At 38.1% G+C, this 25,384-nt stretch carries 23 protein-coding genes; 11 read left to right on the forward strand and 12 right to left on the reverse strand.

What is annotated here, in order from left to right; translation table 11 throughout:
• The first annotated feature begins 33 nt into the window (after positions 1 to 33).
• On the forward strand, positions 34 to 657 hold the full coding sequence (locus F981_RS02855) for a class I SAM-dependent methyltransferase (protein WP_004718217.1): 624 nt from the start codon (positions 34 to 36) through the stop codon (positions 655 to 657).
• A 212-nt stretch (positions 658 to 869) separates the two neighbouring features.
• Here F981_RS02855 and F981_RS02860 read toward each other — a convergent pair whose 3' ends face one another.
• Positions 870 to 1,337, reverse strand: coding sequence for a Holliday junction resolvase-like protein (locus tag F981_RS02860; protein WP_004718219.1), 468 nt, complete (start codon positions 1,335 to 1,337; stop codon positions 870 to 872).
• A 129-nt stretch (positions 1,338 to 1,466) separates the two neighbouring features.
• Here F981_RS02860 and F981_RS02865 point away from each other — a divergent pair, with 129 nt between their 5' ends.
• The 3 genes from F981_RS02865 to sodC all read left to right on the forward strand — a co-directional run bounded on the left by F981_RS02865 (position 1,467) and on the right by sodC (position 4,172).
• Positions 1,467 to 2,111, forward strand: coding sequence for a ParA family protein (locus F981_RS02865; RefSeq protein WP_004718222.1), 645 nt, complete (start codon positions 1,467 to 1,469; stop codon positions 2,109 to 2,111).
• A 100-nt stretch (positions 2,112 to 2,211) separates the two neighbouring features.
• Positions 2,212 to 3,330 (forward strand): AI-2E family transporter, encoded by a 1,119-nt coding sequence (locus tag F981_RS02870; RefSeq protein WP_004718224.1) that lies wholly within the window; start codon positions 2,212 to 2,214, stop codon positions 3,328 to 3,330.
• A gap of 287 nt (positions 3,331 to 3,617) precedes the next feature.
• On the forward strand, positions 3,618 to 4,172 hold the full coding sequence (gene sodC, locus F981_RS02875; protein WP_004718225.1) for a superoxide dismutase family protein: 555 nt from the start codon (positions 3,618 to 3,620) through the stop codon (positions 4,170 to 4,172).
• Positions 4,173 to 4,283: 111 nt separating this feature from the next.
• Here the strand turns inward: sodC and F981_RS02880 are convergent, their stop codons facing one another.
• Positions 4,284 to 5,507, reverse strand: a complete 1,224-nt coding sequence (locus tag F981_RS02880) for a DUF2252 family protein (RefSeq protein WP_004718227.1) — start codon at positions 5,505 to 5,507, stop codon at positions 4,284 to 4,286.
• A gap of 184 nt (positions 5,508 to 5,691) precedes the next feature.
• Here F981_RS02880 and yccS point away from each other — a divergent pair, with 184 nt between their 5' ends.
• The 3 genes from yccS to F981_RS02895 all read left to right on the forward strand — a co-directional run bounded on the left by yccS (position 5,692) and on the right by F981_RS02895 (position 8,877).
• Positions 5,692 to 7,842 (forward strand): YccS family putative transporter, encoded by a 2,151-nt coding sequence (gene yccS, locus F981_RS02885; RefSeq protein ID WP_004718229.1) that lies wholly within the window; start codon positions 5,692 to 5,694, stop codon positions 7,840 to 7,842.
• A 30-nt stretch (positions 7,843 to 7,872) separates the two neighbouring features.
• On the forward strand, positions 7,873 to 8,427 hold the full coding sequence (locus tag F981_RS02890) for a hypothetical protein (protein ID WP_004718230.1): 555 nt from the start codon (positions 7,873 to 7,875) through the stop codon (positions 8,425 to 8,427).
• Positions 8,428 to 8,589: 162 nt separating this feature from the next.
• On the forward strand, positions 8,590 to 8,877 hold the full coding sequence (locus F981_RS02895) for a DUF3817 domain-containing protein (protein WP_004718232.1): 288 nt from the start codon (positions 8,590 to 8,592) through the stop codon (positions 8,875 to 8,877).
• A gap of 62 nt (positions 8,878 to 8,939) precedes the next feature.
• Here the strand turns inward: F981_RS02895 and craA are convergent, their stop codons facing one another.
• Positions 8,940 to 10,181 (reverse strand): chloramphenicol efflux MFS transporter CraA, encoded by a 1,242-nt coding sequence (gene craA / locus F981_RS02900; protein WP_004718235.1) that lies wholly within the window; start codon positions 10,179 to 10,181, stop codon positions 8,940 to 8,942.
• A 344-nt stretch (positions 10,182 to 10,525) separates the two neighbouring features.
• On the opposite strand from craA, the gene F981_RS02905 reads away from it, so the two are divergent.
• Positions 10,526 to 10,918 (forward strand): hypothetical protein, encoded by a 393-nt coding sequence (locus F981_RS02905; RefSeq protein ID WP_004718237.1) that lies wholly within the window; start codon positions 10,526 to 10,528, stop codon positions 10,916 to 10,918.
• Between the two features lie 34 nt (positions 10,919 to 10,952).
• On the opposite strand, the gene F981_RS02910 is transcribed toward F981_RS02905, so the two are convergent.
• The 5 genes from F981_RS02910 to F981_RS02930 form a co-directional block, all read right to left on the reverse strand.
• A complete protein-coding gene (locus F981_RS02910; protein WP_016539282.1) occupies positions 10,953 to 11,834 on the reverse strand; it encodes a pirin family protein in 882 nt (293 codons plus the stop codon).
• Positions 11,835 to 11,865: 31 nt separating this feature from the next.
• Positions 11,866 to 12,630 (reverse strand): nucleotidyltransferase domain-containing protein, encoded by a 765-nt coding sequence (locus F981_RS02915; protein ID WP_004718241.1) that lies wholly within the window; start codon positions 12,628 to 12,630, stop codon positions 11,866 to 11,868.
• A 732-nt stretch (positions 12,631 to 13,362) separates the two neighbouring features.
• Complete coding sequence (locus F981_RS02920; protein WP_004718243.1) at positions 13,363 to 13,734, reverse strand: hypothetical protein; 372 nt, start codon at positions 13,732 to 13,734, stop codon at positions 13,363 to 13,365.
• A 77-nt stretch (positions 13,735 to 13,811) separates the two neighbouring features.
• Complete coding sequence (locus F981_RS02925; RefSeq protein ID WP_004718246.1) at positions 13,812 to 14,627, reverse strand: DMP19 family protein; 816 nt, start codon at positions 14,625 to 14,627, stop codon at positions 13,812 to 13,814.
• A gap of 152 nt (positions 14,628 to 14,779) precedes the next feature.
• On the reverse strand, positions 14,780 to 16,189 hold the full coding sequence (locus F981_RS02930; protein WP_004718247.1) for an FAD-binding oxidoreductase: 1,410 nt from the start codon (positions 16,187 to 16,189) through the stop codon (positions 14,780 to 14,782).
• 372 nt (positions 16,190 to 16,561) lie between these two features.
• On the opposite strand from F981_RS02930, the gene serA reads away from it, so the two are divergent.
• Together serA and F981_RS02940 are read left to right on the forward strand one after the other, a co-directional pair.
• Entirely contained in the window at positions 16,562 to 17,794 is a 1,233-nt protein-coding gene (serA, locus tag F981_RS02935; protein WP_004718250.1) for a phosphoglycerate dehydrogenase, read from the forward strand.
• 274 nt (positions 17,795 to 18,068) lie between these two features.
• A complete protein-coding gene (locus F981_RS02940; RefSeq protein ID WP_004718253.1) occupies positions 18,069 to 18,941 on the forward strand; it encodes an EamA family transporter in 873 nt (290 codons plus the stop codon).
• 40 nt (positions 18,942 to 18,981) lie between these two features.
• Here F981_RS02940 and F981_RS02945 read toward each other — a convergent pair whose 3' ends face one another.
• From F981_RS02945 to F981_RS02955, 3 genes are all read right to left on the reverse strand, one after another.
• The gene (locus F981_RS02945; protein ID WP_004718256.1) at positions 18,982 to 21,018 is read right to left on the reverse strand and encodes a PKD domain-containing protein; all 2,037 of its coding nucleotides are present in this window, start codon (positions 21,016 to 21,018) and stop codon (positions 18,982 to 18,984) included.
• A gap of 399 nt (positions 21,019 to 21,417) precedes the next feature.
• Positions 21,418 to 22,137, reverse strand: a complete 720-nt coding sequence (locus tag F981_RS02950) for a metallophosphoesterase (RefSeq protein ID WP_004718259.1) — start codon at positions 22,135 to 22,137, stop codon at positions 21,418 to 21,420.
• A 14-nt stretch (positions 22,138 to 22,151) separates the two neighbouring features.
• Entirely contained in the window at positions 22,152 to 23,588 is a 1,437-nt protein-coding gene (locus tag F981_RS02955) for a tetratricopeptide repeat protein (protein WP_004718261.1), read from the reverse strand.
• A gap of 170 nt (positions 23,589 to 23,758) precedes the next feature.
• On the opposite strand from F981_RS02955, the gene F981_RS02960 reads away from it, so the two are divergent.
• On the forward strand, positions 23,759 to 24,628 hold the full coding sequence (locus tag F981_RS02960) for an EamA family transporter (protein WP_004718263.1): 870 nt from the start codon (positions 23,759 to 23,761) through the stop codon (positions 24,626 to 24,628).
• 233 nt (positions 24,629 to 24,861) lie between these two features.
• On the opposite strand, the gene F981_RS02965 is transcribed toward F981_RS02960, so the two are convergent.
• On the reverse strand, positions 24,862 to 25,323 hold the full coding sequence (locus tag F981_RS02965) for a hemerythrin domain-containing protein (protein ID WP_004718265.1): 462 nt from the start codon (positions 25,321 to 25,323) through the stop codon (positions 24,862 to 24,864).
• Between the last annotated feature and the right edge of the window lie 61 nt (positions 25,324 to 25,384).

Consider the following 25,384-nt stretch of genomic DNA (forward strand, 5'->3'; position numbering starts at 1 on the left):
ATTTAGCTTATATCCATATAATTGCATACAATGATGATTTATAAATTTTACCAACAACGTATTTTCCCGCATTTGCTTAATCAGGTGATGCAAACACCAAGCATGATGGATGGACGTGCAGAATTACTTGGAAAAGTTCGAGGTGAAGTCTTAGAAATTGGTTTTGGCACAGGTTTAAACCTGCCATTTTACCAAGAGGTTGATCAAGTTTATGCGCTTGAGCCAAACCGAGATGTCTATCAACTTGCTCAAAAACGGGTATTTGATGCACCTTTTCATGTACAACACATTCAAGCCAGCGCAGAAAAGCTGCCTTTTGCAGATCATTCAGTCGAAAATATCGTCAGTACATGGACCATGTGTAGCATTGCCAATTTAGACAAAGCCATTCAAGAAATTTATCGCGTTTTAAAACCTCAAGGGACACTGCATCTAATTGAACACGTTCAATATCATGACAATAACACCTTAAAAAAACTGCAAGATCTTTTAACACCTATACAAAAAGTTATTGCTGATGGATGTCACTTAAACCGTAATATCGAACTTGAACTTTTAAACGCCAATTTTAAGTTTTCTGAAAAATATTATTTTGATGCTGAGGATCTGCCAAAAATTGGACGACGTATGTTTATGGCCAGAGCACACAAGCTTTAAGCTTGCGCCATTGAATAGATAAATTTAATAGAAAATTTGATAGAGAAATTTTAACCTCACTCAATCCCTGTTAAAAACAAGATCGTTTCACCTTTCACCCACAATTTAAAAACAGTGTCCTTTTCACTTGATCTAAAGCAAAGTCGAAAAGGACCTTGGTTTTTGATTTAGGCTAAAAATCTACACACTCGATGCAACAACACTTCAACCTTCTAATCTTCAAAATCAATCCGAATCGTTTCAAAGCGGACTCGTCCGTCTTGAATTGCTTGGGCAATCGCTTGTTGCCCTTTGGTCAAACGTGCCCCACCACTCTTAATATCAATCAACACCACTTCAATATCTTCAGCCAAACCTTCACCATCTCGAAAATCGGTATAGCCATCAAACACCACATAATCAATAGGATCACCTAAAAACTTGGCATCACTGGGTAAATAACGAAACTCAGGCATGATTGGTGCAAGTTGTTCCGCCATTTTGCCTTTCAGCACAGCACGACTGGTATTTACACTACGCTTTTGTGCGCTTGCTAAAGCCTGCTGATGCTCTAATTCCAACTCAGCAATATACTGCTCATACTCTGCTTTGATTTTGCCATTACGCGTACTTGATAACACGATTGTGGTTAAAACGATGCCAATACATGCACCAATTAACATCGCCATCCAGATGGACATGCTTTTTCCTTTAACTCGATATCTTGCACAATGTAAACAACTACTAAAGTTTTGTCATGTATAACCTATATGCTAAAAATTAATGCTAAAGTAAGGTGAAGGTTAGCTTACAGACTTAATTGATCAATCATGAAAACAATACTTGTTGCAAATTTAAAAGGCGGTTGTGGGAAAACGATTACGGCAATAACATTAGCGACGGCGCTTGCACAAAAAGGCTATAAAGTGGCCTTGGCTGATGCAGATGGACAAAAATCTGCACTGCAATGGTTAAAGCAACGTCCTGACACTGCAGCAACAATTCAAAGTCTGGATTGGCGTCATGAAAAATCAATTGGAGATGCACCTAAAAACTTAGATTATTTAGTGATTGATGCACCAGGTGCTTTAACTGGTGAACATGCTGAGCAATTGATTAGTGAATGCCATGCTGTAGTCACTCCGTTACAACCCTCTTTTTTTGATATCGACAGTACTCGACGTTTCCTTAAACACATCCAAGACATTAAAAAAATTCGTAAAGGTAAAGTTTCTGTATATCTGGTTGCCAATCGAATGAAAGCCAACAGCTCAAGCTCGAAAGATATTCAGCAATTCTTTGATAAAATCGAACAAAAACCTGTTGCATGGATATCTGAACGTACTGCCTATAGCCAATTGGCGATGCAAGGTCTAAATGTTTTTGATAAAACCCAAAAGAACTTTTTAACCATTCAAGAACAATGGCAACCCTTACTTGATGCTTTAATAGACGATCCAAGCGATTGGTTCTAAAACCAATTCAATAAAGATCAAATAAATTGTGCTTAAAATTTGCCACACTTTATTTTTCAGTTAATATTGAGTCAATCACTCACAATTTTTAGAGTAATTAGTGCAAGAATTCACTTCGAACTTACAACGTATCTTATTGTTTGGATTATTGTTCATCCTTATTTTTTTGGGTTACGATATTCTCAAATACTTCATTGTACCTGTGTTATGGGCATGTATTATCGCCTATATGACTTGGCCAATGTACAAACGCATCTTAAGAATGTTTGGTTCGAATCGACCAACCCTCAGTGCATCACTCATGATTACACTGGTGGTTTTGGTGGTTGGAATTCCACTGACTTTTGCTATTTTTATTTTACAACATGAAGGACGAAATCTTTATTTCGACCTACAACGCCAATTATCTTCAGGTCATTTGACTGTTCCAGACTTTATCCGTGAACTCCCCATTATTGGAAAAGAAGTCAGCCGTACCGTACGTGAAATTAATGCCGATCCTACCAGCCTTTCGCAAACCATTGGTCTGTGGATTCAAGGCCATATGAACTATGGTAAATTCGTCCTGAACGAAATTACCAAGAATTTGGTTAAGCTGGGTTTTGCAATCATGTCTTTATTCTTCTTCTATCGAGATGGTCAAACCATTTTGGAACAAGTCAGTAAAGCCTTACAAATGTTAATTGGCCCACGTATTCACCATTATCTTGACACCATTTCTGAAACAACCCGTGCTGTGGTTTATGGTGTTGGTTTAACTGCGGTTGCTCAAGCATTTCTTGCTGGTGTGAGTTATTTTGTTGCCGGTGTTCCAAATCCAATGGTACTCACCATTGTGACTTTCTTGATGGCACTGATTCCATTCGGCCCTCCTGTTGCTTATGGTGCAGTTTCATTATGGCTGTTTTCACAAGGTCAAACCATGGAAGCAATTGGTGTAATGGCTTGGGGTGTTTGTATTGTTAGTACTGCTGATAATGTGATTCGACCTTTGGTTATTTCAGGTGCAACCAAGATTCCGTTCTTGTTGATCATGTTTGGTGTACTTGGTGGATTAGCAAGTTTTGGACTGGTTGGACTGTTTATTGGCCCTGTCATTCTTGCAATTCTCTTGGCCATTTGGCGTGAGTGGTTACATGAAACCACTGAGCCAGAAATCCTAATGCCAGATGCCACGATGGCCTATGACATTGATGATGATCAGCCTACAAAACCTTAGCCCAATTCAGGCAAGTGACAATTAAAATTTCAATATTTGAAATCGTATATTCGCGAATAAGCTTTAATTGGCGAATATACCTTGTCTAACGATCTATATATCGCAGATATTCTGCGTAATTATTTTGCTGATTATTTTGTTTATTTATTTTTAGTCAGCATAATCAATGCCAATCAAATTTACTGTTAAATAAATTCATACAATCAGACATTTAATTCACATTGTTTATCAGGCCGTGCTTTGTTTGAATAGTGACTAATCATAATCAAATACTTTGGATGCGTTCGATGACATCTACTTTCTTTAAAACGTCTATACTTTGTACATGTATCGCACTTTTTACAGCGGCATGTAGTACAACAACGGTCAAACCTAAGCTTAAAACACCATTACAAACAGTGGATATGCATGCGGTCTCTGCACAAGGCATTGGTGCAAAAATTGGTACAGTAAGCTTGCAAGATTCTCCAAATGGTTTAACCATCAACACCCAACTTAGCCAATTACCTTCTGGTTATCATGGTTTCCATATTCATGAAAAAGGCTCATGTGCCCCTGCTGAAAAAGACGGAAAAATGGGCGCAGCTTTAGCTGCGGGTGGTCATTTCAATCCACAAAAAACTGGTCATGGCACTCCGAATGATGGGCATATGGGCGATTTACCTGTACTCAATGTAGATTCAAATGGTAATGCCAAAACAACCTTAATTGCACCACGTCTAAAACTGGCCGATATTCAAGGCTTAGCTATTATGATTCATGCGGGTGGCGATAATTATTCAGACCATCCAAAACCACTGGGTGGTGGTGGGGATCGTATTGCATGTGGTGTGATTCAATAATTTAAATCATTAGGGGCTGTAGGCCTTTCATAAATGGTTTATAGCCGTAAACATAGACGAATTGTCAACAGACCCAAATTGTGGATAAGTATGCGCTTATCCACATTGTCTTTATTTCAGATGCGAAAGCGCATAACGACGGCAATGTTCCAAATAACCTGCCTCATGTACACTCATCAATTCAACAATACTACGCCATAGCCAAAATGGCGCATCAATGGTTTTTGATTGATTGCGTTTTAGCTCTTTCACCCAAGCATTACGTACTGAATCATCCATCTGTCGAGCATGTGCACGACCAATGACAAAAGCCAAATAGAAAGCTAAGTCTTTGGCTTCAACTTCATTGACCCCTTCTATTTCGAGTTTTAAATCTTGTGGCAATAACTCTCGAATAAAAATCGAAGTATCTAAAAACTTACTTGCTCGCATCCGCTCCCCTAAAAATGGCGATAAATGTCTTGCGCCTTCAACAATTCTTGCCGCATTGTCTTTTGGCATCGGTGTATTTGAATAACGTGGTGCAAGTGCTGTTGTGGCTTCTTTCAAATCCATTAAACACAGGCCTTTCCCATCTCTGACAATATGATTCGATGAATCCATCAGTACGATATAGCGCAATAAGCCTAAAGAACTGCACCCTTTAACCCAATATGCTGAATCGATGACTTTCAATTGAGCAGATTGATCACGCTGACCAATCATTGTGACCAAGTCTTGAATATCGGGCTGATTAAAAACACGATGAATTTCGAGATGTTCTTTTTTCAATAAGGGCCAAAATTTCTTCCCCAAGGTTATTTCTGGCGTTAAACCTTCTAAACGCTCTCTTGCTAAATTTTTCCAGGTTCGCTTAAGTGCTTTTTGCATCGCACTATGCACAAGTACTGGTCGCTGTAATTTATCAATCCCTCGACCATTATGTGCTAGGGCATTCACATAACCTGCATACAACGCTTCAATCATCTGCGCGGTGACCACACCGGGTAAATCTGAACTACGCACAGCTGTGGCTAAGGATAATCCTAAACGGATAACATCATTGGCAGGATTACCAATCACTGTTTGATCCAAGTCACGAATTTCAATATCAATTTTACCCTCAGCATTGGCAACAGGGCCCAAATTCCCAGTATGGCAATCACCACAAATCCAAATCGCAGGCCCCTGTGGGATCGAACTTATTTCAGCTTGCTTCAACCAATCATAATATTTGGCCGTATTGCCACGTACATAGGCATGGATTGAACCTGCCATTTTTAAATTACGACGTTCTGTTAGTTCAGCATTGCGATAACGAGGTTGTTTTATTTCAGTGTTTTGCTGGTTTGACATTTTTGCTATTTTTAAGTATTTGATCGCTTATTCTGAGTTTTTTTAAGCATTTAAGTAAGGGTTAAACTGTATACAAAATGTTGAATATTACCGTTTATTTTTTACATTTCTACATGCAATAAATCGTGTCGCCTTTTCAGAAACGAGTAAAATATTGAAACGCCCAAGCCACTGAATTGACACTGTGAATAGTTATCAGCAAATCTTTCAAAATATAAAATCAAATTCAACTTTGATTTATTGCCTACAGATTTTGATTGTTTTAACTGGAACAACGCTTGGACTGTATTTTCTAGGTTATGAACAGCTCATTGTTCCAATTACGCTTGGTGCAATTGCCACAGCACTCACAGATTTTGATGACCGACTGAGTATTCGTTTAAGAAATCTTGGCTTGGTCTGTGTGTTGTTTTTTACTGTCAGTAGTATTTTAGATTTTTTACATCCCTATAAACTTTTATTTTTAATTTACTTATCTCTGTCCAGTGCAGCTTTTATCTTAATGGGTGCATTGGGGCAACGCTATGCCACCATTTCATTTGGTACCGTACTCTTGTCAATCTATACCATGTTTGGCTTAGGTGAATATACTGAGTGGTATCAACAGCCCAGTTATTTTGTCATGGGCACATTATGGTATGGCTTGACCTCTATCATTTTCTATCTACTGAAACCGACACAAGCTGTACAAGACAACTTATCCAATAGCTTCAATCTTCTTTCCGAGCTGTTGATGTCAAAAGCAAAACTGTTTGATCCTGATAATGTCGACAATGTTGAGCAACTTTTATATGATCTTTCTTTGCAAAACAGTCAGTTGGTACAAAACTTAAACCAAACAAAAGCCTCATTACTGACCCGATTAAAAGCCTCTCGTGCCAATAAAAACACCATTTACTGGCTTAATTTATATTTTCTGGCCCAAGATATTCATGAACAAGTTACTTCTAATTATTTGCACTATGAAAAGATTCACCAGAACTTTAGCCGCACAGATTTAATTTATCGTATTCAGAAGAATGTACGTTTGCAGGCGCGTAATTGCCAGCAACTTGCCGAGGCAATTTTAAAGCGCCAAATCTTTCAAACGCATACAGACAACAATATTGCTTTAGTCCATTTAGAAAACTCAATGCAGGAATGGATTCAACACAATCCACATAATTTAGAAGTAAAAAACTTACTGTTGGTATTAAACAATCTGAAAAATGTGCAAGATCAATTTGTTAACCTGAGTATTGAACAACGTAATTATCAACAAAGTTATAGCCAACATCGAGATAACCTCAATTTATTGGATGATGATATCCATGATCTACCAGACCTTTGGCTCAAGATTAAACAACATTTAACCCCAAATTCTGCATTATTTCGCCATGCCGTGCGTATCGCGTTTGTGTTTGCTGTGGGCTATGCCATTTCGCTACTACCCTTTGCCAAAAACGGCTATTGGATTTTACTCACCAGTTTATTTGTGTGCCAAATTAGTTATTTTGCCACCAAAAGTCGTTTAAAACTGCGCACGCTAGGGACTGTATTAGGGGTACTTTTGGGTATTCCCATTTTATACTTTGTCCCCAGTATTGAAGGGCAATTACTCCTTACCATTATTTTTGGGGTGTACTTTTTCTACTTACGCTCAAAGAAATATGCCATGGCGACTTTAATGGCAACGCTAATGGTCTTGTTGATCTTTAATTTAAAAGGCGCAGGCTATGCCATTATTTTACCGCGCATTATCGACACCCTCTTGGGGTGTTTAATCGCATGGTTTGCGGTCAGTTTTATTTGGCCAGACTGGAACTTCCGTGATATTTCCAACAATATCCGTAAAAGCAGTAAGGCAACCTTAGACTATTTCGATGCGGTTGTTGAACAATATCAACAAGGCCGTACCAACAGTATTGATTATCGTAAAGCACGTCGAGCGGCACATAATGCACAGATTGAATTATCCACGATGATTTCCAGCTTAAGTGCTGAACCCAATCCAAATCCGGATTTAATTCACAATGCCTTTAGATACTTGGTCTATAGCCATAGCCAGCTCAGTTATGTTTCAGCTTTAGGTAGCCATCGTGAACATGTACATGATCAGCAGATTTTAGATTTGATGTTATGGTGCAAACATACCTTAACTGATGTTTTGCTTAACCAAACCGCTGTAAATGAAGCCTTAATTGAAACAAAGCTCACAGAAATTCAGCACATCAGTGATCAAGAAAATTTGTCAGATAATTTACTTTTGGTGCTTAAACAAATCAGTTTATTATTGGAAACCTTACCTGAGTTGTTAAAACTAAAAACAACCTTACTTCGATTAGAAATTAAATAGCAAGAATGACCAGACATTTAGAGGCTTCACATGAAACTTAAACATTGCCTAGCGTTTTTATTCTCTGCATTGACTATCGGTGCTGCGCCCAATGCTTTTGCAGATTCTCAATTTAATCAAGACTTAGAGCAATTTTTAGAATGTAAAAAGACGCTGAAAAATTATTATGACTTAGGTTTTGAATTTGAGGATGATCTGAAAAAGAATGGCTGGATTAAACAAGGTGAAGAATATACCTATGTAAGCAAAGTCCCCATAACAGTATTCGGTCAATCTACAGATCAAATTAGTTTGGTTTCTGGTGGAATGTTGGCTGTTTTAAAACATGCGAATACCAAAGACCTCGCTAAAAAGTTTCAAATCACGCAAAACCCGTTCTTTAAAGATATGCCGTATTTTTCAGGAGAGAAAGTTGTAAAAACAGATCTTGAGACCAAAGAAACCGAAAAATCTTTGCGTAAACTGACTTTGGCTGAATCGAATCCCGTTATAGATGAAGGTGAACATAAAACCTATATCGGGTGTGTTTATATTACTGAATTTGAACAGCAACAGCAGGACGCTGCAATCAAAGCTTTACAATAATCGATCTTAAATATTGGACTATATCTGGTCTGGAGACTAAAAGCTTATTCTCCAGAACGATCTTCCATCTATTTAAATCAATCGATTTTATTTACTATTTTTTTCAAATCGTTTAGATAATTCGGTTAGACTCAAGCTTCATTCTCATTTGACTAAGTGACCATGAATATCAAATCTTTACGTATTGTTGGTTTTCTTGAAGGTATTTCCTTTCTCCTTCTTCTCTTTATTGCGATGCCTTTGAAATATATTTGGGGTATGCCTCTTTATGTGAAATATATTGGCATGGGACATGGTGTGTTATTTCTTGCTTTTCTTGCAGTGTTATTGATTGTCTGTGGAAAACAGAAGTGGTCCATTCACATGTTTATTTTAGGTTTAATTGCTTCAATTTTACCTTTTGGGCCTTTTGTTTTTGATCATAAATTAAAAGCATTACAACAGCCTTAACCTGTTTATTTAAGAAGCAAAGCTCCCTCCCCTTTTACAAGGAGAGGGAAACTCAAGTGAGCTTAAAACTCACCATTTACTTTACGTTGCTGCATAATTGTTTTTAATAATCCACGTGGAATAGTGAACCACAAAGCAATTAACGCAAAACATGACAACGCATAAGCCCAGAGATGAAAATGCTCATACAGAATTCGAATCAGTTCAATCACAAAGAAGAAAGTGAACATCATCAACACTGAAACAGCAGCAGCGACAGTACCTTTAGAGACTTCAGATGACATTAACGCAAAACGATAAAGCACTGAAAAACTAATTCCTTCACCAAAGCTGACTAAGGTCATGCCTAAAATAACGCAATGAAGAAAATATTCGCGCCAAATGATCCCGACCACTACAATTGCGGTACCTAAAAGCATCAAAGGTAAACCAATCAAAACTGTTTTACCCAGTGGCAAACGATCAATCACTTTAATCAGCACAATATTACCTAGAATCAACCCACCCAATACAGGGAATTGCGCCAGACCATATTGCATACTACTGAGTCCCAGTTCTTCAACCAACATCACTGGAGACAATGCGATCCATAGCATCAAAGGCATCGCCACCATCGGCAAGCCGAGGGTCATGCCCATGAACGTCTTATTTTTCAAGACTTGCATATAATCATCCCAAATATAACTCAACGGTTTTTTGGGAATACTGCTTGTACGTGCTGGCATCTTGGCTTTTAGACCAAACCAACTCAGAAAAGCTAAAAAGGCAATCGCAATAAATCCCCAGTGCCATGACACATGATCGATGAGAAATGCGCCGACAACAGGGCCAATCAAAGGGGCAAGCAAAGAAATATTTGCCATCAGTGCCATAACTTTAATGGCGTCACGCTCTTCAAAGGTTTCTTGAATCGCAGCATAACCCACTGCTGCAATCACAGATAAACCAAAACCTTGCAAGAATCTTAAAACAAGAAAACTTTCAATATTGTGGGTGAGTAAAATTAATAAACAGGTGATGACAAAGAATGCAACACCTGACAATAAAACTTTCTTACGTCCTAATCGGTCAGACAAAGGTCCGAGTATCCCTGCAACGCATGCCCCGCCGAGGAGATAAAATGACATAGATGATGGTGCCCATGCACTGCTCACACCAAATTCTTTGGTGATTGCGAGCATCGCAGGCTGAACCAAATCATTACCGATATAAACTGAAAATTCAAATAACACCAACGCCAATGGAAACATAAGCGTAGCGCGACTCAAACTTGTAGTTTGTTCTTTTTGCACTAAATTTTGCATTATTTTCTACATATCTTTATTGGCTTGCATCGCTCACACTACTTTTTAAAGATAAGCGTTCGCCCAATGACAAGCACTGAAATATAAATATTAAATTGTGGAATTTACGTTGAATAAAGGCAGTTCAACACCGTATTCACAAGGTGTCTAATTCAATAGGTAAAGTAATTGCTGAAACTATATTTGTGAGATTTATAACTTGACCCGATTTATGAGAAAGCTCATAGAGGTACACACAGGGTTAAGTTTTACTAGTCTAACACAGACAAATTTTCAGTGAAAGTTGAACATTTATTATTCTTAAGCTACTCTAAATGCTGTATAAGCGGATATAAATAATTTAAATGAAAAATAAAAACCCAATATCGCTGATCATTATTGGCGTGATTTTATTGTTGGTGGGTGGAGGACTTTATTTTATTAGTTCTGCACCTAAAATTAGCGCTGAAGATCAGGCGCGATGTGAACAATTGGTTCAAAATAAATATGCTGAAAACTCAAGCACTATCATAGGAAGCTGTAAAACAGATACAGGCTTTGTGGCATTGATGGATAGTCAAGCCAATGCGACCGCCTCGGCTGAAGATACGGCGAAAGCAATTAGCTCAGCCAACCATAAAGAATTGGGCTTGGGTATATTTGGCAAGTTCCTAATGGGATTATGTGTGGGTATCGGGATTGCATTGCTAATCAAAGGCTTGATTGCACTCAAAAACAAACCTCAATCGATAAATTAATTATCAAAGCAAATTGCAATTCTCACAGTTTGCTTTATTCATCATCGCGCACTGTTGATTTGATAAATGTGCCACGTTTAATATCGTCATATGCTTCAAGAATTTCAGTATAGTTGTTCATGACGAATGGTCCATGCCCATTGATTGGCTCTTGAAGCGGTTTGCCTGTAAGCAGCAACAATTTACACTGTTGTAATGCCGTTATTTCAAAGTCTTGTTCCAAGCTCGACATCACAGCAAGCCCTTGCTCTTCAAATATCTCATCTTCAGCTTGAAACTGTGCCTTACCCGTTCGTAAATAGACCAGTGTGGTTTCTCCTGCGCCTGCGGGCAATCTGACCTTATGCCCTGCTTGGATTTCAATATCCAAAACTTGAAGTGGTGAATGCGTTTTTGCTGGCCCGTGTTGCCCTTGGTAGTCTCCAGCAATCACTCGTACCGTTCCAGCACTATTCGGGAGTTCAATCACTGGAATATTGGCTTTTCGCAAGCTTTGGTAACGTGGTGGATTCATTTTATCTTTGGCAGGTAAATTTACCCACAGTTGCACCATTTCAAAATAACCACCCGTTTTTGAAAATGCCTCACTAAAGACCTCTTTGTGTTCCACACCTGAAGCTGCGGTCATCCATTGCACATCACCCGCTGAAACAATACCACCACCACCCGATGAATCACGGTGTTCTAATTCACCAGCAAAAATCAGGGTAACCGTTTCAAAACCACGATGAGGATGCTCACTCACCCCTTTGCGTAAATTGGTCGGTTTTAAAACACCAGGTCCTAAATGATCCAATAACAGAAAGGGAGAGACGGTATTGCCTAATTCATAGTGTGAAAAGACAGAAAGTACAGGATAAAAATCCCCTATCGCAAAGCGGGTGTCATTACGATGAATAAAGGCAAGGGTTTTCATAGTGTCACTATTCTCTGATTGAGTAAAAGCATTAGCCATAAAAATGTTGTTTTAAATTAAAGCTATATTCGGTGAGATATTGCTTTAATTTTTCAATATCATTGGTCGGTTCAATCGCTCTTAGATTTAAGGCCTCAATTTTATTTTCTAACAGTTTTAAGATTTGCGCTTGTTCCGCAACAGGCAATTGCGCTTTTTCTTTCTGCTGTTTTTTGATTTCCAAATAATCTTCTGCCCAATGCCGTAAGGGATCATGAGCGTCGATTTGATCAAACAATTGCGTAATCAGGAGTTCAGGCATAATTTGCTGTGTTGCTAGTTCTGCTGACATCAGACCACGAATAGAATAAAACACTTTTTTATAGGTAAAGTTATCTGCGGTTTGCATGACATGCATACCGCCTTTAGCCAGCGACAAGTAATGATAATACAGCGCTTTATAGTCTATTCGTTCAAGTAAGCCATCTCTAAATTTCTCCCATTCAGGAAATTGATTAAAATAGACAATATGTGCACGTACCCACTCTAAAACAGTCGGATTACTTTTTGCCAAAAGCCCAAACATTTTATTTAAGTCGAATGAAACGAAGTCAAAGTCGCCATCCATGATCTCGATTAAATCACGGTGTTGGCGATAATCGTAATATTGTGCTTTGGAGGGTAGATGAAAACCACGCACATCGTAATCGCTGTCTGGACTTGCCATGCCCCATAAACGACTACCGCTTTCGATATAAAACAGTGGATGTTCATCTCGGTTTTGGAATAAGTGTTGAATTTCTTGTTGGATGTTCATTGTGTTCACATTTTGGGTAAATCTATAAGTTTTATATCATTAATTTCAGTGCTTTTTAAATTTTCTTTGAATCCAAGCTTTTCTTCCCTTTGTTTTTAATTCAAAACCTTTATCAATATTCGCTTTAATTCATCATGATACTGACCAGCATAATTTGCTTTATATTGGATATATAGCCAAACCACCTAATTACTCATACAAGTGATTTACATCAAGCCATTGATCATAAATAAAGCTTATTTTTTTATGAACTTTTAGAAACTGTTGGTTATCAATTCATTTTTTTGTACTTTTGAATCATAGATGGTTGTTCTATCGTGTGGCGACATGGATGTCGCCGTTGGGCGGGGGTACAGGACGTACCCCTCGCCCAACTGAAGATTTTTGTCATCTTTTCATCTCTGAAAAGTGAGGCATCGCCTACGCAATGGTATTTAAACTTTGAATGTAAGGTGTGGCATTGCAAGCTTTTTTATAATTAAACAATTTATTTTTCCATTCAATTGATTTAATTAGAAATATCAATCAAGAGAAGTTATATTCTTGTGTATGAGTTTTTGACAGGTTGACTATATTCAACTTCTTATATCAGTCAAAAATACGAAAGATCAAAACCATTACCCACAATTAAAATATTCATTTATTGTTATTTCCCAAATAAAAAACGTACCAAGTCTGATACGTTTTTATCCAGTATTTCTATCTATTTTTCAAGCATAAATCAAAAAATCATCAAGGACATTTTGCCTTTTGGAATGTCTTGGTATTTTTACCACGGTAACACTGATATTCCTTCTGCATATCTATACGTTTCCACTGACCATCAATATTTTTAAAGCTATACACACTACGAATTGAGCGCACCGAATCATCCATAAAACCTGTTTCAGTCAACTTCACTTCTGCAACAGTAGGTGATTCCACACTATTAAAATACTGACGCAACTCAACAGTCGCGAGATCCTTACGCAAATCAGGACGTTCCTTTAAAACCTGACTTAATGGTGTCTCTGAACCACCTACTTTATTCATTAAATTTTGTGTTGTTGCACAGCCAGACAAAGCCACTAAACAAAATACTGAAATTAAACTCAAACGATTCATTCTGATCACCCTAAAACTAAAAGCATAGCCTAATGATGCTATGCTTTTTAAACGTACACTATTTAAAAACTGTGTCTTTATGACTCATCTGCGATATGGCTAACATCGAGCGCTATGATTTGTTGATCATTTTCATCAAACATCAAGGCTTGATCACCTAGATCCAGCATATAAAAATGCCCTGCATCAGTTAGAAAATGCCAAGCAACGATCTCTTGCCCATTATACTCATGTGATGGATCACCAATGGTAATACGATCTAGTTCCTGACCTGCTTGCAGGCATAAAGCTTGAATAATTTTAAAATAACGTGGGCTGTTTTCAGCTGCTTGCTGTTTACGTTGTTCTAAATTTGGAATTTTGGCTGCAACTTGCTCTACAATCGCTAAGATCTGATCTTCATCAACAACCTGTAGCTTTTGATGTTGCTTTAACCATCGACTATTTATTTCAATCAAATCTTCACTATCATTCAATGCATAAAACTGGTCATCAAAAGCATTGAGAATATCTCGTTGCTCATTTTCACCAAAGTATTCACCCTCTAAGAACTGTTCTAATTGCTCATCCGAAAACTGATCAATTAAATCCGCACTTTGCTCAAAGAGAGCAGAATGCTCAGTTGCATTCATGGCTTTTAATCCTTCACGAACATGTTTCACCATGAACGCATCCCAACCCGTGTTATAAACGAATTGTGAAAAACCACCATTATTGACTTGAGCAAGATAGTAATCGACAAAATAACTGTATAAAGCCTCTGCGGATACTTCATCATATTCGACATAATGTTCAAATAAGCCATTTAAGCTATCAATATTGGACATAATCACATCATAGTGATCATCACTGTCTAAACTTTGTTTAGAAATTAAAATGTTATCAATGAGCATAGTTTTCAGTTTCTTATCAATATTTAAGCGCAACCAACATAACAAATTTTCAGCAATAAATGGCGACCAGCATGTAACTTTATTTTATCTTTTGTTCGGCAATAAAAAAGCGCTTCTCTCGAAGCGCTTGTACAAACGAGCTATTTAAATCATTACAGATCAAATAACTTGCCTGGGTTCATGATGCCATTTGGATCGAACACTTTCTTCAAGGCTTTCATATATTCAATTTCTTCAGCAGTCCGTGTGTAATCCAGATAAGGCTTTTTGGTCATGCCTACGCCATGCTCTGCAGAAATTGAACCGTCATATTTCTTCACAGTTTCAAACACATACTTATTTACCACCTGACATTTGGCAAAGAATTCATCTTTAGATAAATTCACAGGTTTTAAAATATTTAAGTGTAGGTTTCCATCACCAATATGGCCGAACCAGCAGATTTCGAAATCAGGATAATTTTCAGCAACAATTGTATCAATTTCCTTAATAAAAGCGGGAACATGTGTAATCAATACTGAAATATCATTTTTATACGGAGTAAATGGGGCAATCGTTTCAGAAATGTCTTCACGTAAACGCCATAAGCTTTGAACTTGTTCAAGATTTTGGCTCATCACTCCATCAAGCACCCAGCCTTGTTCCATGCAATGCTCGAAAATTTCCATCGCAGCATCCATAATCGGTTCATACGGCGCTTCAAATTCAAGTAAAACGTAGAATGGGCATTCAGTTTCAAATGGACGTTGTACATGACCACGATCCAAAACTTTTTGCATTGCCAGTTCACCAAAGAACTCAAAGGCAGTTAAATCAATTTTGCTTTGGAATGCATGTAATACAGGCATGATTGCATCAAAATCAGGAACACCCAATACCATCACTTGTAGATCATGCGGTTGGCGTTCAAGTTTAATTTCGGCTTCAGTCACTAAGCCTAAAGTCCCTTCACCACCGATGAATAAATGTTGCATTGCATAACCTGTAGCATTTTTAATCATGCCTTTGTTTAAACGCAATACATCACCTTTACCTGTCACCACTGTCAGACCAAGTACCCAATTACGAGTCATCCCGTATTTGATCACTTTAATTCCGCCTGCATTGGTTCCAATGTTGCCACCCAATTGTGATGAACCCGCAGAAGCAAAATCAACCGGATAATACATCCCCTGTTCTTCTGCATAGTTCTGCAACTGTTCAGTCACTACACCCGCTTGAATACGTACCATACGGTCAGCTGGATAAAATTCTAAAATTTGGTTCATTTTGTCGAAGCTCACGACAATTTCACCATTGGCAGCAACAGCACCTGCCGATAAACCTGTACGGCCACCCGATGGGGTAATCGCAACATTAAACTGATTGGCCAATTGAACAATTGCTTGCACTTGCTCTGTGCTCGATGGGAAAACGATGACCGATGGCTGAGGATCAAAATGCTTAGTATGGTCTTTGCCCCAATTTTCTAAGCTGTCAGCATCGGTTTTAATTCGGTTTTCACCGACGATTTGCGTCAATTGGGTCAATAATTCAGGTGCTATCGTTACTGGAGCATTCATCGTTTTGCGGACCTAGCAAGAAGTAAATAAGAGGTTGTGCTATACAACATTCGAGATTTTAAATCAGTCTGTGAAAAATTTTCAGCATTTTTTATAGCTGAAATCGGCAGCTTTACTGATTTTAGCAGTATTTTACCTAGATGACTGCTGAGGATAAAGCACAGATTTGATTCACATTATCCACACTTTGTGTATAAAGTATGCTTCAAGCATTATAAAAATCAATGCATTAGCATTTCATTTAATTTTTGAATAATGCTTATCAGAAATCGTAGATAAAATATCCACTGTACTGTCACAATCGAAATATCTATAGAACAAGGTCTATGGTATCATATTGCGACTAAATTTGGCCTTTGTAGCGGAGCCGTAATGAGCCAACATCTTTCACTACCTAAAGATAAAATTCGTTTCTTGTTGTTAGAGGGCGTTCATCAAAACGCAATCGACACGTTAAATGCTGCCGGATATACCAATATCGATTACCGTAAAACTGCGCTTGAGGGTGAAGCGTTGAAAGAAGCGGTTAAAGATGCACACTTCATTGGTATTCGTTCCCGTACACAATTAACTGAAGAAGTCTTTGCAGCTGCGAATAAATTGATCGCAGTGGGTTGTTTCTGTATCGGAACAAACCAAGTGAATTTAAATGCAGCCATGATTCGTGGTATTCCTGTATTTAACGCACCATACTCAAATACTCGTTCAGTTGCTGAATTGGTTCTTGCAGAATCAATTCTTTTACTTCGTGGTGTGCCTGCTAAATCTGCTTCAACTCACCGCGGTGGTTGGAACAAGTCTGCGGTAGGTTCATTTGAAACGCGTGGTAAAACTTTAGGTATCGTGGGTTATGGCTCTATTGGTTCTCAACTTTCAGTTTTAGCTGAAAGCATGGGTATGCACGTCATTTATTATGATGCTGTGACTAAGCTTCCTATGGGTAATGCACGTCAAGTAGGTTCTTTAGATGAACTACTTGCAAATGCAGATGTTGTTACACTGCATGTACCCGATGTTCCTTCAACTCGTAACTTCTTTGCAAAAGCTCAATTTGCAAAAATGAAAGAAGGTTCAATCTTCATCAATGCTGCACGTGGTACATGTGTTGTTATTGAAGATTTGGCAGATGCGATTAAATCTGGTCATATTGCTGGTGCAGCTGTTGACGTATTCCCGAAAGAACCTAAAGCCAATGGTGAAGAATTTGTTTCTCCACTTCGTGGCCTAGACAATGTGATTTTAACACCTCACGTTGGTGGTTCAACCATGGAAGCGCAAGCCAACATCGGTCTAGAAGTTGCTGAAAAATTTGTTGCTTATTCGGATAAAGGTATGACTTTATCTGCAGTAAACTTCCCTGAAATCGCACTTCCATTGACTGAAGGTAAACACCGTTTACTACACATCCATAAAAACGTGCCAGGCGTGTTATCTAAAATTAACAACCTGTTCGCTGAGCATGGCATCAACATTTCTGGTCAGTCATTAATGACTAAAGGTGATGTTGGTTACTTGGTGATGGATGTAGACGCAACTGCATCTCAAGAAGCGCTTGATACACTTCATGAAGTTGAAGGCACAATCCGCGTTCGCGTATTGTTCTAAGACGATTTAAGCTAAAAAACCACAGGTATTTGCCTGTGGTTTTTTTTATGGGATTTATAAATCTGTCACTTCTTTCCGATAGCATTTTTTTAAGTTAAATTATTTGATTAGTAAACTATTTAGCATCTTCTCTCACCCTACTCTACAAAGACAGTGTACTATCTAAAGCGCAATAAGCTTTGCAAATTACATGAGCATTTCATCTAAATTGTTTTATATAAAAAGCCTGTTGCGGAGATTTTCCTCCAAGCCCTTACTCTAAATTTCAGAAACAATGCCAAATTTAAAAAATGCACCACACCTGCAAGCTTTAGTTCTATTGTTCATTGCCATGATCAGTATGCAAAGCAGTGGCGCATTAGCAAAAACATTATTTGATCAATTTCCAGTCCTTACCATTTCCGCTATGCGTTTATTGCTCGGCTCATTGATTTTGGCCGTGATTTTTAAAATTTGGCAGGTCAATTTTAAACAGGTGAAATGGTCATCCATCATCAGTTATGGTATTGCCCTTGCAGGAATGAATGCTTTATTTTACTTATCAATTCATCGTATTCCACTCGGCATTGCCGTAGCGTTTGAATTTATTGGACCGCTCAGTGTGGCCCTGTTTCACGCACGGCAAAAATTCGATTTTATCTGGGTTGGGCTTGCAGTACTTGGGCTGGTTTTACTGTTTCCATTTGATCAGGCAAAGCAAAGCCTTGATCCTATTGGTATTGCCTTTGCCTTAGCTGCTGGCGCTTGCTGGGCGCTGTATATTATTGCAGGTCAACGACCTTCAGGGGTTTCTGGAAACCATACCGTATGCTTGGGGATGTTTGTGGGCATGTTGTGCTTAATGCCAATTGCCTTATTTTCTGGGATGCCGCTACAGGTTTTTGAACCTTCAAATTTAATTTATTTTATTGCGTTGGCGATCTTAGCAAGTGCCTTGCCGTTTTCATTGGAAATGATTGCTTTAAGAAATTTATCTGCTTTAAGTTTTGGCACACTAATGAGTCTTGAGCCTGCAATTGCTGCATTCTCAGGGTTTATTTTCTTAAGTGAACAATTGTTATGGACACAATGGTTAGCGTTGGCCACTATCATTAGTGCATCAATTGGCTGCACCGTAACCACACAAAAAGCACGGCATAAAGGATAAAACCACCTCGAAAGGTGGTTTCAATTCACTCATCTAAAACCTACCAATCAGGTGCATCCATAATTAGTTTTATCATGCTATTCGGATCTGGCTCTAGTTCAAGACCAATTCGTTCAACCAAGTCACCATTACTGTCTTCTATATTTGCATAAATACTTAAATAAGTAATAGGGCCTTTTCCAGCTGAATCAAAACCTGAATATTTACTTGGTAATTGAATCTGCGTCGGTTTTCCATAGATTGCATTATAAGTTAAGATCTCATTGCTACCATCTATGTTATATACCGTGATTTCTATATTGCATGACTTTCCAATTAATTCAGGAACAACTTCCCAATTCCCATTGGGCTCAGTGGTCCCATTTAAAGGATCCTCAATCAAACTGGTACAGACAATCGGGAAACTCAAGCCTTGATTGCTGACATAAACAACTTCACGATCTGCCAAGATAATATTAACATTACCTGTTAAACCTGAAGTTTGCTGGCCTTTATAACGCACCCATTGATTACTCTCAAAAATTAAAGCCGTTTGTGCAGACCAATCCAACTGCCCGTCTGGGTCTTTTATACCTGTGAGGAAACGACCGCCATCTTGCGATATTGAAAAATCCAACTGGTCATTTATTTTGCCAAAACATGCCACAAACGTCCCATTGGGTAGTGCACATTTTACAAAATGATCTGTGGCTGATTTTCCAAGATCAATAATCACATTACCTGAGGTTGTCGAAGTTTTTTCACCCAGCATCGTGCCTGTTAGATCTTTTGCAGTCCAATAAATTGAACCACTCGAAGGCATATTCACCACCGTCAACCCTTCTTTAGGAATACTGTTGGATTTGGTTAAGGATGAACCATCATTTAAGCTGATTTTTGCAGTCACATTGCATGGAATCCCCTCACCATTGGATTGGCACTGCACAAAGACTGAACCTGCATTTTCAAATTTCAAATCCCAGTTCCATGTTGAAAAATGCTTCACTGTTGCATGTACAGCAAGGCCTGTAGATGATTGGTTTGACGTCGTCACCTGCCCAATACCCTCTTCAATCCATAAGCCACTCGCTTCATCAAAATACCACATTGGAATTTGTGTACCTATTTTCATCTGTTGATTATTGATACTCTTTATAGGCAGGTTCATTTGAAGGTCTGCTGTCTTACCAGCTGCAAGTTGTAATTCCTGACCACCTGCATCTTTAAATGTGGCTGTAATCATTCCCGCACTGATCAGATCCACGATGTTGCCTTGCGCATCCCGTGCTACACCATTGGCAGGCATTGCATTTAAATCACGATTGGTAATATCCCATGGAGTAAATTCAACAGTCACTGCGCCTGTGGCTAGGCTGCCATCTGCTTTTACAAAAGCATTGGCGGGGATGCTAATGCGTGCACCCAAATTTAAGGATTGAATCACTTGAGCGTCAGAGAACTCAGACACAGGAACAATTTGTTTAATGGCCAATAAATTTGCTGAGATTGCTTTTAAATTGGCAATATCATAAACAATTGACTGCGTGATAAAGCCTTGTTTTTCAAATTTAGCCACCACTTTTTGTGTGTTTTGAGGAAGTATTAGATTCAAAGTCGCATGACCATTTTGATCTGTTTTAACACTTTGCCCCTGTATTGTAATATTTGTATTTGGAATCGAAGCGCCATCAACCGTTTGAGCTGAGACTAAAATCTCACGGTTTATCGTTGTTGCTCCCTGTTTTACTTCTATTTTCTGTGTTGTTGAGTCGGTCCGACCTGCTAGGTCTGTTATCGTCAGGCTCACGGTATATTGACCAACTTTGGTATAACTATGTTCAACTGTAGCACCTGTTCCGCTTGAACCATCTCCAAAGTTCCAAGCATAGCTAGCAATTGCACTGGCTTCTTTTGTTTGGTCAACCGTACTTTTCGTTCCATCAAATTTGACAACTTCACCGATACTTGGCGCTGTTGGACTATATTCAAATTTGGCTGTAAGACCCTGTTCAAATTTTGTTGAAGAGTTACAAGCCAACAAAAGTAAGCTTACCCATGCAAAAAGAAACCATTTTATATAATTTTTCGATCTCATCATTCTGATCACCTTATTGTTATTTAATTCGCGATATCCATCACGATAACTTATATTACTGTGAATTAATTATTAATAATAGCTGTTTTATTTTAAAAATATTTTAATATTTTGCTCAATCTAACCGAGTTGATGCTTACTGTATCGAATCAAGTAATGGCAAAAAATTTGATTGAATATCGATAAATGAAAGAATGACCTTGATTAGAAATAAATATTTTTCTTTACAATTCAAAATCTTATACTTATGTATTTAATAATTAATGCTTTTATATGTATGTATTTTTTAATTAAAGACTTATTTTTTCCACTACACAGATAAAATTTAAGTAATAGCCATATAAAATTCACTGCAATGAATAGCCTGAACTCTTAAAAATATTTAAACAATAATAAGCAAAATTATGACTTCAGGACAAACACTTGTTTTTCTATCGGGCGGTGATGATCTATTTCAACAAGGCTTAACTCACTTCCAAAACAAGCGCCCGTATCTAGAAAATAGCAATTATGCTTCTTGGTGACAAAATCAACCACGGTATGACCTAGAAAAACCTGCTCCACACCGACAACTGTTGAATAACGCATAAAGCGTTTATTTTTAATTCGTCCTCTGCCCCATAACGCCAATTCGCGACTTTTAGATCGTGTCGCAACTTTAAACGCATCCCAATCATTTAGATCTATATCGGCATGCACAAAGCCATACTTCTTATTTTGATAAATGACTTCTAACAATATCGGTAAAGTGTTTAATTGATCGATGACTTGTTGCTGCTGATCTGGACTTAATGCATAAAACCATTTTCCACCATGATGCGCATGCATATCTTTCATCATCGGATCGATCTGCGACAATAAACACATTTCTTCATGATTGCCTAAAACAGCTTTAAACCAAGGCTCTGCAAGCAGATGCAAACATTTCAAACTGTCAGGGCCACGATCAACAAGATCCCCTACAGCAATCAATAGATCCTTTTCAAAGTTAAATTGAACACGTTCAAGCTGTTGCATCAACAGATCATAACAACCATGTATATCACCTACCACAAACAAGCGACCTGTCTCATGGGTATAGGTCGCTACATGCGCGAGCTTGTGTTGCGATAATTCAGACATAGACTGATCTTTGATTAAAACTCAATTGAAGCTGCTTCAATATGCTGGTTTTCTTTGGCTAAATCTAAATATTTGCTGGCAGTTTTTTTATTTTTACGCACCCCGATCCCATCTTTATAAATTTTAAATAATTCAAAATAAGAGTCGATATCACCATGATCGGCAGCTTGTTTAAACAAATCTGCACTTTGGGTTAAATCAGCCTCTACACACTTACCTTCCTGATACATTTGTGCCAATAAGAAGAAGGCACGTGGAACTTTCAACTCTTTGGCTTTGTTTAACCAGAATAATGCCCCATCCGCATTGTTTTGACGTTGCTCAAAAATTGACATACACAGCATGGCCTGAACATGGCCTTTCTCTGCAGCTGAATTTAATAATGGGAGGTGATGTTCATGTTCTAAAGGCAGTAACATCGACAATTCAAACTGGGCATCTGGATGGTTTTGCATTGCAGCACGTTCTAACCAAGAAATACCCTGATCAAGATTCTTCTCAGTTCCCATACCATAGCGTAAACACTGTGCTAAAGAATATTGAGCTGGAACATTACCTGAAACAGCAGCATGCGATAATAGATCAAAAGCGAGTGCTGCATATTCTTTCTGCTTTTGCTCAGTTTTGGCATTTTCCGAATTTTTTAACAGTGTCACTGCAGCTAAATAAGCAGATTCGATATGTCCATTTTTTGCAGCTTTAAGTAAAAACTCTTGCACAACTGCCGCATCCGCTTTAACACTTTGTTGTTCAATAAGTGCGCGAACATAGCAGCCAAATGGATCATTATGTTCTTGCGCGATATCGGCATATTTTAAAGCAGCATCAAGATTGTTCTGTTTTAAATAACTAAACGCCAATAAAGCACAGGAAAAATGGTCTTTTTCAGCAATTTTTAACAATTCATTTTGTACTTTGATCGAATCAAACCCTGAAAACTCTACAAAAAACTTCAGGCTGTTTTGATGCTGGTTTTTTAAATAATTATTTAAAAGTAATAAGTACGCAGACTGTGGATCTTGTGACAATTGTTGTTGTGCATAAACAAAAATTGCTTCTGGATGATTTAGTTGAACTGCTTGTTGCAAATGCATTAGGGCTTGTGCTTTTGTCAATTGATCTGTTGCATTGTTCAAGCCAAGATAAGCAAGTTCTAAATGAGCCAATGCATGATTAAGCTTTGCTGCATGTTGAAAAAAAAGAAGAGCTGACTGCACACTTTGATTTACATAACGGCCTAAAACATGCCACTGTCCTAACAAAGTACTGGCAGGTGCAAAATTCTGATTAGAGGCATTGACCAACAAATCAACACGCGCTTGAGCATCTTGCTCATTTTGGGCAAGACCTTGTTGTTCTAATTTAAGTACATCAATATACCAAGTTTCTGCTTGTGAAAGTTCTGTCGCATTTAAGCCTAAATTTTCAGTTTTATTGGTGTTTCCTGACATCTTTTATTCCTAACACATGTGCCATTGCAAGCATAATCATTTCCCATCTTACAGAGGACTCGGCTGAATCTCAAAGGGAAATGTTGAATCAATATTCATCTATTTGCGAAATACTCAAATAAATCCGAGAAAGTGCTAAAATCTGTGCAATATTTTTCTTCACCTTAGATATGCCAAACTCTCAACTCACTGCTGTGCTCTTCATGGTTTTATCTATGGTGGCTTATCAGATCAGTGCCTCATTTGCGAAACAGTTATTTGAGGTTTTAGATCCGATTACCGTCGTGACCTTAAGATTATGTTTTGCGTCTATTTTAATTATTTTAATGTTCCGTTCATGGAAAATTATCAAGCGTTTACCTTATCTAAGATGGAATGAGCTACTTTATTATAGTGGTTCAGTCTGTTTGATGAATGTGCTGTTCTATGCCTCTTTAGGCAAATTGCCTCAAGGTATTGCTGTTGGACTAGAATTTTTAGGCCCTCTGACTTTAGCACTACTCTCGATTAAACAAAAAACTGACTATATTTGGGTGTTTCTTGCCATCATTGGTATTGCATTGATGGTGCCTTGGCAAGATGCGACCGCACATAATTTTTCCTATCTTGGTGCTGCTTTTGCTTTGGGTGCGGGTGTCTGTTGGGCAAGTTATATTTATTTTGGGCAAAAAGTTGTACGACAAAATATTGGTATGCATGCACTAAGTATTGCAATCGTCTTGTCTGCCTTGGTTATGCTGCCAATCAGTGCTGTACATAATCCAGATGCCTTGCTGCAAACACAGTACTGGGGCAAAGCTTTGCTGATTGCACTTTTAGCAACCGCTATTCCGTATGCCTTAGATCTGCTTGCTTTAAAACAATTAAGCAAAATGAGCTATGGTACTTTATCGAGTCTATCTCCTGCACTCGCCGCAATTTCAGGTATGGTTTTACTGAATGAACATATTACTGCTTGGCAAACCGTTGCTTTAATCTGCATTATGATTGCCTCAGTAGGGGTAACATTTAGAGCGGCGAAAAACTCAAATGCTTACTAAAACATTCTCAATACTGACCCACTGCCAGTCATATAGAATCCCGACCATATTTACGCGATCTTAAGGAAGTGAAGAAGATCAGCGTAAATATATGATGGATGAGAGACATCTCATTAACTTAAAAAAAGTAAATATCGTTCAGCAATCTGCTCATCATTCTCGGGGTACTTTATAGCTTCAATTTTATTCAGTTTGCCTTCTTAGACAAGTCAACTAAATACCAGCCAACAGACTTAGCCAACCAAGCGGATAAGGTCTTTTGCTTTATACTTTTTATATTCGGATAAATACTTCTTCGCTAAGATTAATTTTTGATTTTCATCTAAGATCTTTAGCGCTTTCTGAAAAAAATGATGCTCTTCTTGTTGAATATGATGCGCGATGATTTCAGATAATCGTTTCGCTAAAACCAGCCAGCGAGAGTGACTAAAATCTGTTTGTTCTAGCGATTGTAATACTTCATCCATCTCATGATGTTCAGCAAGTGCCAAACGGGTAATATTTAAACCTGAATCCGTCATCATTAACGGAATATAAAAATAGCGATCTTCTGCAACAGCATGGGCAAATAATTCATTTTTCAATAAATTAAAAATTTTCCTTCGTTCAGGACTATCGCCTGAGGTATGTGTTAATTGTTCTGACAAATCCTTCTGAATGATATGGCTTTCTCTCAAAGCCTCAAATATATTCATCTAAATCCCTCTTTTTATAATCCTATTTGATATTTACCTTCCATTGCTTCGGTTTGTGATT

It is taken from the genome of Acinetobacter guillouiae CIP 63.46 (assembly GCF_000368145.1).
Taxonomy (GTDB): Bacteria; Pseudomonadota; Gammaproteobacteria; order Pseudomonadales; family Moraxellaceae; genus Acinetobacter; species Acinetobacter guillouiae.